13 protein-coding genes are annotated in these 10,521 nt (G+C 64.5%); 2 read left to right on the top strand and 11 right to left on the bottom strand.

The features are described 5' to 3' along the window. Window positions 1-238 precede the first annotated feature (238 nt). The 7 genes from PMN64_RS39280 to PMN64_RS39310 form a co-directional block, all read right to left on the bottom strand. Window positions 239-649 carry a VOC family protein gene (locus tag PMN64_RS39280; RefSeq protein WP_028343957.1) on the bottom strand — a complete coding sequence of 137 codons (411 nt, stop codon included), beginning with the start codon at window positions 647-649 and terminating at the stop codon, window positions 239-241. Window positions 650-767: 118 nt separating this feature from the next. Continuing rightward, window positions 768-1,304, bottom strand: coding sequence for an SRPBCC family protein (locus PMN64_RS39285; protein WP_411784635.1), 537 nt, complete (start codon window positions 1,302-1,304; stop codon window positions 768-770). A 92-nt stretch (window positions 1,305-1,396) separates the two neighbouring features. Beyond that, window positions 1,397-1,807, bottom strand: a complete 411-nt coding sequence (locus PMN64_RS39290; protein WP_411784636.1) for a DoxX family protein — start codon at window positions 1,805-1,807, stop codon at window positions 1,397-1,399. A gap of 202 nt (window positions 1,808-2,009) precedes the next feature. Next, window positions 2,010-3,527 (bottom strand): arylsulfatase B, encoded by a 1,518-nt coding sequence (locus PMN64_RS39295; RefSeq protein ID WP_411784637.1) that lies wholly within the window; start codon window positions 3,525-3,527, stop codon window positions 2,010-2,012. A 198-nt stretch (window positions 3,528-3,725) separates the two neighbouring features. Next, entirely contained in the window at window positions 3,726-5,006 is a 1,281-nt protein-coding gene (locus PMN64_RS39300; RefSeq protein ID WP_304498579.1) for an RNA polymerase sigma factor, read from the bottom strand. Then, window positions 5,003-5,371, bottom strand: a complete 369-nt coding sequence (locus PMN64_RS39305) for a YciI family protein (RefSeq protein WP_411784638.1) — start codon at window positions 5,369-5,371, stop codon at window positions 5,003-5,005. Before PMN64_RS39305 ends, PMN64_RS39300 begins: the two co-directional genes overlap by 4 nt. Window positions 5,372-5,605: 234 nt before the next feature. Beyond that, on the bottom strand, window positions 5,606-5,821 hold the full coding sequence (locus PMN64_RS39310) for a hypothetical protein (protein WP_411784639.1): 216 nt from the start codon (window positions 5,819-5,821) through the stop codon (window positions 5,606-5,608). Between the two features lie 87 nt (window positions 5,822-5,908). Here PMN64_RS39310 and PMN64_RS39315 point away from each other — a divergent pair, with 87 nt between their 5' ends. Next, window positions 5,909-6,874 (top strand): 2-hydroxyacid dehydrogenase, encoded by a 966-nt coding sequence (locus PMN64_RS39315; RefSeq protein WP_411784640.1) that lies wholly within the window; start codon window positions 5,909-5,911, stop codon window positions 6,872-6,874. 172 nt (window positions 6,875-7,046) lie between these two features. Here PMN64_RS39315 and PMN64_RS39320 read toward each other — a convergent pair whose 3' ends face one another. Further along, on the bottom strand, window positions 7,047-7,697 hold the full coding sequence (locus PMN64_RS39320; RefSeq protein WP_411784641.1) for a dihydrofolate reductase family protein: 651 nt from the start codon (window positions 7,695-7,697) through the stop codon (window positions 7,047-7,049). 90 nt (window positions 7,698-7,787) lie between these two features. Then, window positions 7,788-8,447 (bottom strand): TetR/AcrR family transcriptional regulator, encoded by a 660-nt coding sequence (locus PMN64_RS39325; RefSeq protein ID WP_411784642.1) that lies wholly within the window; start codon window positions 8,445-8,447, stop codon window positions 7,788-7,790. A 93-nt stretch (window positions 8,448-8,540) separates the two neighbouring features. Between PMN64_RS39325 and PMN64_RS39330 the strand changes: the two genes are divergently transcribed. Continuing rightward, on the top strand, window positions 8,541-9,185 hold the full coding sequence (locus tag PMN64_RS39330) for a glutathione binding-like protein (protein WP_411784643.1): 645 nt from the start codon (window positions 8,541-8,543) through the stop codon (window positions 9,183-9,185). A gap of 287 nt (window positions 9,186-9,472) precedes the next feature. Here the strand turns inward: PMN64_RS39330 and PMN64_RS39335 are convergent, their stop codons facing one another. Together PMN64_RS39335 and PMN64_RS39340 are read right to left on the bottom strand one after the other, a co-directional pair. Further along, entirely contained in the window at window positions 9,473-9,940 is a 468-nt protein-coding gene (locus PMN64_RS39335) for a DUF1348 family protein (RefSeq protein ID WP_411784644.1), read from the bottom strand. A gap of 86 nt (window positions 9,941-10,026) precedes the next feature. Then, window positions 10,027-10,461, bottom strand: a complete 435-nt coding sequence (locus PMN64_RS39340; RefSeq protein WP_411784645.1) for a YbgC/FadM family acyl-CoA thioesterase — start codon at window positions 10,459-10,461, stop codon at window positions 10,027-10,029. Between the last annotated feature and the right edge of the window lie 60 nt (window positions 10,462-10,521).

Here is a 10,521-nt window from a genome sequence, read left to right on the forward strand (position 1 = left end):
TCGACGCCTTCACCTCCGAGGAATGTGCCAACTACCTCAAAAATTCAGGCTATCGAACTTAATGCCATCACGCTTTAACGGACCGTCATCCTGAGGTGCGAGCCCTTGCGAGCCTCGAAGGATGAACGGCCCCGCCGGTGGCCGTCGATCCTTCGAGGGCCGCTGAAGAAGCGGAGACCTCCAGCGACAACGGCGGAGCCGTTGCGCGGGGATGACGGTCCAATCAGGCTGCTCGGGGTTACATCCCCTGCGGGCAGTTCACCATCCAGGGGATGCCGAACTGATCGACGCACATGCCGAAGCCGTTGGAGAAGAAGGTCTTGCCGAACGGCATCGTCACCGTGCCGCCCTCGGACAGCGCCTTGAAGCGGCGTTCAGCTTCCGCGGGATCCTCGACCTGCAACGCGACGTGAAAACCCTGCGGCTTCTGGAAGTGGCCGGGCGGGGCGTCGGACGCCATGATGATCTCGCCGTCGATCGTGAGGCGGGCGTGCATGATCTTGTCTTTCCAACCGGGCGGCGTCTGCATCTCCGCACTGCCCTCGCCGTAGGGGAAGGTGTCCTCGATCCGCGCGCCGAGAACCTTCTCGTAGAATTTCAGCGCGGCGCCGCAATTGCCGTCGTAGGAGAGATAGGGGTTGACTTGCATCGCATGCTCCCTTGGGTCATTCGAGCCTCGTCCCGATGGTATCGGAACGAGGGCTCTGGATTGTTATCTTGACACGTTTTCTTGACGCGAACCGGTAGCCACTTCGCGCGAAAACGCGCTACTTTTCAGTCAGCTTCTTCAGATTGGCGAGACCGACCTCGAAATCCCTGCCGATCATGCGATCCAGGTTCATGAACACCTGCATCACCTTCGACATGAAGACGGCCGGACCATACATGGTCCATGTGACGCTGGTCGCATCTCCCTGCGGCAGCATTGTGAACTCGGCGGTGTTGTGGCCTTCGAACGGCTTGATGAAGTCGAGCTTGATGACGATCTTCGACGGCGCGGAGGATTGCAGGATCTCCATGCGGCCGGCACCGACATTCTTGTTGCCGTCCCAGGCGTAGACCGCACCCTGCCCGCGCCCGGCGCCGCTATAGATGCGCTCCATGGCCGGATCCCGGTTCTCGTAGGGCGACCAGAGCGTCCACTGATGGAAATCGTCGATCAATGGAAAGATCCGCTCGGCCGGCGCGTTGATGCTGATCGCACGCGTGACGCGGAGCGTGCCCGGCTTGGTCGCCGCGAGGACGAGGATGACGGCGATCGCGACGCCGAGGACGATCGCGATGATGGCAATGGTCTCCAACATGACAGTCTCCACAAGGATGGATTGAACAACGGAAGCGTTTTCAAGCGAAGTGGGTACCGGTTCGCGTGAAGAAAACGCGGCAAACAAGCAGCTCACCGGCGAAACGGAAACATTGCGCGCAGATTGCCGTCGCGCAGATAGAGCCCACCCCACAACATCAGGCCGAGATAGAGCCCGAACAGCGTGTGGGTGAACAGCGGGCTGCCGATCCGCACATGTGATGCGATCGCGCCGCCGAGATAGCCGGTGAGCAGGATCGCGCCGAGGATCGAGGTCGGCGGCACCGAGTAGAGCAGCGTGCAGACGATGGTGATGATGCCGAGGCTGCGCGCCAGCGCATCGCTCGCACCGAAGCCCATCCTGTCCATGGTCTCGGTAACAACAGACAGCGGCACCAGCTTGATCGCGCCGTCGAACAGCAGGAACAGGACGACCACGCCGCTCATGACGCGTCCGGTGATGCGGGCGGGCTTTGAGACTTCGGTGTCGACGATCGTCGGCATGACAGGCTCCGTAACGCTTGGTGATGCTCTCTGCCTTCATGACGAACGGCGGAGTACGGGGCCGACACCCCCGGTGAAGATTTTTGCATGTCGTCGCAATGCGTGATCGAGGCTCCCGGTGCGGGAGCTCGAGTCACGGGCATCCGGCCAGATTCAATGTGGTTTGCCCCTTCAACGGGGTCGGCCCCGCAGCTCCTTACCCTCAGTCACCTTGCGTGAAGAAGGCTTCCTCGCTGGGCAGCGAAGGCGGTCCGTGAGCCGCCCCTTTGACCGCCGCGAACGCGTCGGCAAGAAACAGAGACTTGGCGCTCTCCCTGGCGAGTTGTTCGATGCGGGACTGCAGCTCCCTGACCTTCTGTGGATTGCTTTCGGCCAGATTGGTTTTTTCCGACGGGTCTTGCGGGATATTGTACAGTTCGGTCGCCGAAGGGAGCGGTGTCCGCCAGATCAGCTTCCAGTCACCTGCGCGCACACCGCCGCGGAATGGCTCGATGTTGTAGACCACCTCCTGCCTGGGCGAGGGGGCGCCTTCGCTGACGGTGGCCCAGACGTCCAACCCATCGAGCGGCTTTCCCTTACCTGGCTTGGCGAGGTTGGCGCCGGCGAGGCCGGCGAGCGTCGGGAACATATCGACGACGTGCATCATCTCCCTCACCTCGCCGGCTCTGATTTGCCCGGGCCAGTTCGCGAATGCGGCGACGCGGGTCCCGCCTTCGTACAGCATGCCCTTTCCGCCGCGGTACGGACCGTTGTCGGCTGGCAGCTTCAGCTTCGACACGTCGGCATCCCCGGCAAGGAGCGCGGTCTGGTTGCCGCCATTGTCGCTCATGAAGACAATCAAAGTGTTCTGGCGCATCTTCTTCCGGTCGAGCGCGGAGACCAGCTTGCCGATCTCGTCGTCCATGCACGTGATCATGGCGGCGTAGGTGCGTCTCGTCGGATCTTCGATGTGACGGTACCTGTCGATGTATTCCTTCGGAGCCTGGTAGGGCGAGTGCGGAGCGGTAAAGGCTAGATACAGAAACAGCGGTGTCTTTGGATCATGGGCGTCGATTTGCGCGACGGCATCCGCACCCCACAATTGAGTGACGTAGCCCGGCTCGTTCACCGGCTTGTCGTTGCGATACCAGTCGCGCACGTTTGCCGATGAATGGGTGAAGTAATCGACCTCGCCCACCATCGATCCATAGTGGTAATCAAACCCGCGTTGACGCGGCCAGAACTTGCGGTCGGCGTGCCCAAGATGCCACTTGCCGACCATGGCGGTCCTGTAGCCCGCTTCCTTGAGCGCCTGCGGCAGCAGCCATTCATCGGTCGGCAAGCCGTATTTGGCGGGCGTCGGAATGACCAGGGTTTGCAAGCCGTAGCGGCACGGATAGCGGCCGGTCATCAATGCTGCGCGAGTGGGAGTGCACATCGGCTGGACGTAGAATTGCTCGAGCCGGGCCCCGTCCTGCGCAAGCTTGTCGATATTTGGGGTCTTGATGTCGGAGCCGTGAAATCCGACGTCCTTCCATCCGAGATCGTCCGCGACGATGTAAACGATGTGCGGGCGCGGCGCGGTCGATTGCGCGGCGGCAGACGTGGGGTTCGCAGGCGCAATTGAGGCCAACGCAAGCATGGCCAGGACCGAGCTGCCGTTCAACAGGAGATCGCGGCGATTTATTTGGCGATTGCCTTGCGCTGAATGCACCGATTCATCGAGCGGGCGATCAATCATTTCATTCTCCGGGCAATGGTTTTGTGTGCAATTCACGCAGGCTACTGCGGAGGTGCGTCGCAGGGAAGCAGGCAATGGCGACAGCCGGCGTCGTTTCGCGGCCCAGCGGCAATCGGGGCTTCGGGGGAAGCATCGCTTTCGGGGAGGAAGCGATACGGGCTCAGGGCCGCACATGACGGCCGCGCGACAGCCTGACGACTATTTCCCCGCCTTCGCGTTGCGCGGCTGGCTGTCGCGCATCAGGCGGTCGATATGCATGCGGATGTGGGCGGCCTCGGCGGTGGTGTTGGCGAGCGCGATGGCGCGGTCGAAGGCGATGCGGGCCTCCTCGTTGCGGCCGAGCTGCATCAGGAAGGCGCCGCGCACGCCGAAATAATGGAAGTAGTTGGCAAGCCGCGGCGCCAGGGGCTCGATCATCTCGAGCGCAGCTTCCGGCCCCTTCACCTTGGAGACCGCAACGGCGCGGTTGAGCGTGATCACCGGCGACGGCTGCATGACCTCGAGCGCACCGTACAGCAGATCGATCTGGGTCCAGTCGGTATCCTCGGGCTTTTCCGCACGGGCGTGCAGCGCTGCGATCGCCGCCTGCACCTGATAGGGACCGCTGCGGCGGTGGCGCATCGCCTTGTCGATCAGCGCGAGGCCCTCGGCGATCTGCTTCTGATTCCACAGGCTGCGGTCCTGGTCGTCGAGCAGGATCACCTGGCCGTCCGCATCGAAGCGCGCCTCGGCGCGGGCGTGCTGCAGCAACAGCAGCGCGGTGAGCCCCATGATTTCGGGCTCGCTCTGGAACAGCCGCAGCAGCAGGCGGGCGAGGCGAATCGCCTCCTCGCACAGCGGCGCGCGGATTTCGGCGGTGTCGCCGCTCGCCGAATAGCCCTCGTTGAAGATCAGATAGATCATCGCCGCGACCGAGGCGAGCCGCTCGCTGCGCTCGACCGCACCCGGCGTCTCGAACGGCACGTTGGCATCGGCGACGCGCGCCTTGGCCCGCGTGATGCGCTGCTCCATCGCCGCTTCCGAGACCAGGAAGGCGCGCGCAATCTGCTTCACCGTGAGACCTGAGACGATGCGCAGCGCGAGCGCGATCTGCTGCGTCGCCGGCAGATCCTTGTGACAGCAGATGAAGAGCAGCCGCAGAATGTCGTCGCGATAGTGCGAGCCGTCGAGCCGCTCGGCGATCTCGTCCTCGGCGTCGTCGAGGTCGGAGATCGCCTGGTCGTCGTCGGGCAGCGGCTGCTGCTTCTTGTTGCGGCGGACCTCGTCGATCGCGACGTTGCGACCGACCATGATCAGCCACGCCGCGGGATCGCGCGGCGGGCCGTTCTGCGGCCAGCTCTTCAGCGCCCGCAGGCAGGCGTTCTGGAACGCCTCCTCGGCGGTGTCGAGATTGCGGAAGTAGCGCAGCAGGGCGCCGACCGCCTGGGGACGCGCGGACGTCAACGCAGCATCGATCCAGGCGGTGTCGGTCACGCTCACGCCTTGGTACTCCCCTGATTGAAGTAGCCGACCGGGCGGATCTCATAGGTGCCGCCGGGATTGGCCTCGCCGAGGTCGCGCGCGATGTCGAGCACCTCGTCGAGGTTCTTGCCCTCGACCAGATAGAAGCCGAGCAGCTGCTCCTTGGTTTCGGCGAACGGGCCGTCCAGCACCAGCGGCGGATTTTCCTTGCGCAGCGTGGTCGCCGCGGTGGTCGGCAATAGCCGCGCCACCGGGCCGAGCTTGCCCTGCTTGGCGAGTTTGTCCTGCACGACGGACAGTTTCTGCATGACGGTGGCGTCGTGTTCCTTGCTCCAGGAGCCGACCATGTCTTCGTCATGATAGCAGAGGATGGCGTACAGCATCGAAAAGGCATCTCCGTTCATTGCAAGAACGAACGATTATGCCCGCTGCCGACAGGGGGCGCGAAAGAAATTTAGGTTCCGGATGCCGGCGATGGATTTTGATCGAGGCTCCATCGCGAGCTTCGACAAACTGGACCTTAGCCGCGGCAGCGGCGCGTCCGGCCGTCGTCGCGACGATGAGCACGCTGTTACCAATAGACGCCGTAGCGGGCGGCGATCCGGCACGCCTTGGCTTCATCGCTCTCGCGATGGCGGACGTGGCTCCTCGTCACCGGACGGGACGCCTGCTGCTTGCGGGGACGGCCGGGCCTCGCCCTGCGCTGGAGCAACGGCCGGTTGCGCCTGCGCCGGCGCATCAGCGTTTGCGAGCACGAAGCCTCGGCTTTGATCGGCGTGGGCCGTGGCGCCGGCAGCGAGGATGAAAGCCGACACCAGGATCAGTTTGCGCATGGAAGTTCTCCCCTGTTGATGGCAGGAGATGAGTGCGGGCTCGACCCGTTATGTGACATACATCACATTGATGTTGGAGGTATCGGGATGGGTAAGGGCGCACTCGCGCTGCTGATCAATGGCGGCTCGGAAAACTGGTCGTCGGCGCGCTGGAAGGCGCGGTTCGACGCGGTCTGCCCGGATCGCCGCGTGGTGCTGCTGCCGGACGGCGCGCTCGATCCCGCCGAGGTGCATTACGCCGCGGTGTGGAAGCCGAAGCCGGGCGATCTCGCGGCGTTCAAGAACCTGCGCGTCATCTTCAATCTCGGCGCCGGGGTCGACGCGTTGATGGCCGATCGCTCGCTGCCCGACGTGCCGCTGGTGCGGGTTGCGGTCTCCGATCTCACCGACCGCATGACCGAATATGTCGTGCTGCATGTGCTGATGCATCACCGCCAGGAGCTCTATTTGCGCGAGTCGCAGCGGGTGAAGCGCTGGGCTCCGGACTATCAGTGGGCGGCGAGCGCGATCACCGTCGGCGTCATGGGGCTCGGCACGCTCGGCGCCGCCTCGGCGCAGGCCCTGCGCGCGCTCGGCTTTCGCGTCGTCGGCTGGAGCCGCAGCGAGAAGCGGATCGACGGCATCGCCTGCTATCACGGCGCGGACGGGCTCGACGCATTCCTGCGCGAGACCAACATCCTGGTCTGCCTGCTGCCGCTGACGCCGGATACAAGGCACGTGCTGAACCGCGACGCGTTCGCGAAGCTGAACCGCGAGAGCCCGCTTGGCGCGCCCGTCATCATCAATGCCGGCCGCGGCGGCTTGCAGAACGAGGCCGACATCCTGCGCGCGCTCGATGACGGCACGTTGGGCGCCGCCTCGCTCGACGTCTTCGAGACCGAGCCGCTGCCCGAGGCGAGCCCGTTCTGGAGCCACCCGAAGGTGGTGCTGACGCCGCACAACGCCGCCGACACCGACGCCGACGAGATCTCGAAATATGTCGCGCAACAGATCGCGCGCTTCGAGGCCGGCGGCGCGCTGGACAACCTCGTCGATCGCAAGCGGGGGTATTAGCACCGCCGTCACCCCACACAGAGTGTCGTCCCGGCGAAAGCCGGGACGACAAGTGGAGAGGCCGCTTCTCAGCCCATCCCGGCAACGAGTTCGGCGAGCCGGTCGTAGGCGAGCTCGACGCCCTTCTGGATGCCGGAATTGAGGTGACGCTGCTGACGCAGGCGTGAGCGGTCTAGGATTTGCGCGCGAAGGTGACGTGGGTCGCGTGCGGGCTCGCGACATGCGAGACGACGGCATAGCCGAGGGCGGGCAGATCGAGGCCTGCGAACAAACTCTCGCCGGCGCCGAGCGCGACCGGCGGCAACACCAGTTGCAGCTCGTCGAGCAGGCGCGCCTGCAGGAATTGCCGCACCACCGAGACGCCGCCGCCGACGCGGATGTCCTTGTCACCAGCAACTGCGCGCGCCCGCTCGAGCGCGGCGAGCATGCCGTCGGTCACGAAGTGAAAAGTCGTGCCGCCTTCCATCTCAATGTCCGGCCGCGCGTGATGGGTCAGCACGAACACCGGCGTGTGGTATGGCGGATTGTCGCCCCACCAGCCCTTCCAGGCATGATCCGGCCATGGCCCGCGGATCGGGCCGAACATGTTGCGGCCCAGGATCCAGGCGCCGATCCCCTCCATCGACTTGCGGGCGATCTCGTCGTCGAGCCCGGTGGTGCCGCCGTCCTGGCCGGTCATCGCGCGAAAGGTTCTCGTCTCGAAGAACCAGGCAGCGGGCAGCGCCAGGCCGCCCACGCCGAACGGATGTTCGAGGCTCTGATTCAGCGCCGCGCCAAATCCGTCGATCGAGACCGTGAATACTGAAGTCCTGACTTTTCCCATGATGTTCCGCTTCCGTGAGTGGGGAGACCTTACGGAAGACGGTCGGGAAAAACAGCGCCCGACATTTGCTCGGTAAGAAAATTTGGGCGGCTATTTCGCCCCGCACAGCACGTCGATGGCACCCTTCACGATCGCCTCGAGCTCCTTGCGCGGCACGCGGGCACGGGCGCGGATCGCGATGGTGTGGATGGTGGCGGAGGCCAGATGCGCCAGCGACGCCGGATCGGTCCCCTCAGGCAGTTCCCCGCGCTCCTTGGCATGGCGGAAGCAGATGCCGAACGCCTTGTCGAGCTCGGTCAGGCCCTCGACCACCATGGTGCGGATGTCCGGATCCGACACCGCCTCCGACGCAGCCGTCATCACGGTGAAGCAGCCGCGCGGGCCGGACTCGCCGGAGAGATAGATGTCGAGCGCGATCCGATAGATGCGCTCGAGCCGCTCGCGCAGCGGCGCGTCGGCGCGGAAGATGTCGACCATCGCGGCGCGCGCGTCGTCGCGATAGCGCTGGTAGCTCTTGATGTAGAGCTCGCGCTTGTCGCCGAACGCGCCGTAGAGGCTCGGCCGGTTCATGCCGGTCGCCGCGCTCAGATCGTCGAGCGAGGTCGCGGCGAAGCCGTCGCGCCGGAACAGATCGAGCGCCTTGCCGAGCGCGACATCGGGCTCGTAGGCGCGCGGCCGTCCGCGGCGCTTCGGGGCGACCGGCGCCGCGATTTTGGCAGCAGGTGGCGGCTTCCTAGTTTTTTGTACCATTTCGCATTTAATTCCTTGACGCCGCCAATATTATCCAAGACAGTACAAAAATCAACAACGGCCGGACATCCGCGCCAGACACTGGAGGCACCCATGGACCTTTATTTCTCGCCCCTCGCCTGCTCGATGGCGACCCGCGTCGCGCTCTATGAAGCCGGCCAGCCGGCCAATTATCTCGAGGTCGATCCGAAGACCAAGGCGGTGCGCAACGACGGCTCCGACTTCAACAAGGTCAACCCGCTCGGGCTGGTGCCGACGCTGCGCACCGACGACGGCGTCGTGCTGACCGAGAACGCTGCAATCCTGCAATATGTCGCCGACCAGTTTCCGCGGGCCGGCATCGGCACCGTATCGAACGCCGAGCGTTCAAAGCTGCATCAATGGCTGTGCTTCATCGGCACCGAGCTGCACAAGGGCCTGTTCCTGCCGCTGCTCGACAAGAAGGCGCCGCCGGAGGCCAAGACCTATGCGCTGGAGAAATACGTCTCGCGACTCGACTATCTCGAGGACCACCTGAAGGGCCGCGACTACCTGCTCGATCATTTCAGCGTCGCCGACGCCTATCTCGTCACGGTGATCAACTGGACCATGGCGACGCCGCCGATCGAGCTCGCGAAATGGCCGGCGCTGAAGGCCTATTACGAACGCCTGCGCGCCCGTCCCTCGGTCGCGAAGGCGATCGCCGAGGAATTCGAACTCTACAAGGCCGAGATCGCGCGGCATAAGGCTGCGGCGTAGGGGCACTGAGAGGCGAAGGCTCCGAGCGCGGGGCCGTCCACCCTTCGAGGCTCGCTCCGCTCGCACCTCAGGGTGACGGAGCGAGGATCCGCGCGCTTAACTCGAGCCGCGCACTCAATCTCATCCCCGTCATGCTGAGGAGCGCGGAACGCGCGTCTCGAAGCACGACGGCCCGGCTCCCGCCGCTTGTAAGTAGCCCGGATGGAGCGCAGCGCAATCCGGGAAGGGTATTGCAACAGGAGAGACCGCCCCGGATTTCGCTTCGCTCCATCCGGGCTACGCGCCAGTCAAAACGGCTCCGGCCCCAGGCCCGGCACGTCGGCCGGACGCGGGCCCGGGGCGGGCCAGAGGAAACGGCGGTCCTTCTCTGCGATCGCGATGTCGTTGATCGAGGCCTCGCGGCGACGCATCAGGCCGTGCTCGTCGAACTCCCATTGCTCGTTGCCGTAGGAGCGGAACCAGTTGCCGGCGGCGTCGTGCCATTCGTACTGGAAGCGGACCGCGATGCGGTTGCCGTCGAACGCCCAGAGATCCTTGATCAGGCGATACTCCTGCTCCTTTTCCCATTTGCGGGTCAGGAAGGCCACGATCGCCTCGCGGCCCTGAAAAACCTCGGAACGGTTGCGCCAGCGGCTGTCCTCTGTATAGGCGCCGGCAACCCGAACGGGGTCGCGCGAATTCCAGGCGTCCTCCGCCATGCGCGCTTTCTGCGCGGCGGTCTCGCGGGTGAAGGGTGGCAGCGGCGGGCGTGACATCGGCGATCCCTCGCGGTTGTTTTGTCACGCGCAAATCTATCGCCGCGCCGCGCAGAGTCGATGGGTCGTTTCCTATCGGCCAATAGTTAAGCCAGATCGGCCTTCATCAGCGCACGGATGGACTTCGGAATCGGCTGTGCCCTGCCCTGACTGACGAAGGCGACGCGCACCTGCGCCTTCACAAGCACGTCATCACCGCGCCTGACCTCCTGCGCGAGCATGATGGAGGCGCCCTTCACCGCGATCGGCCAGGTCACGACATCGAGCATGTCGTCCATCCGCGCGGGCTTCAGGAAGTCCAGCGTCATCGAGCGCACCACAAAGGCGAAGCCGCCGGTCTCCTCCTGCGCTTCATCGAACAGCGCCTGCTGCTCGGCGCCCATCAGGCGGAGATGATTGGTGCGGCCGCGCTCCATGAAGCGCAGGTAATTGGCGTGATAGACGATGCCGGAAAACTCTGGTTTGACGATATCGCAACAGAAGTCTAACGCCTTGATTTCATTGGGTCGCTGGAAGACCATAGCATGAACGAGGGGCAGATTTATCTAGGCCATTCCATAGCAAGCCTCAGCGACTTCGGT

The organism is Bradyrhizobium sp. UFLA01-814, assembly GCF_046718885.1.
Lineage (GTDB): Bacteria > Pseudomonadota > Alphaproteobacteria > Rhizobiales > Xanthobacteraceae > Bradyrhizobium > Bradyrhizobium elkanii.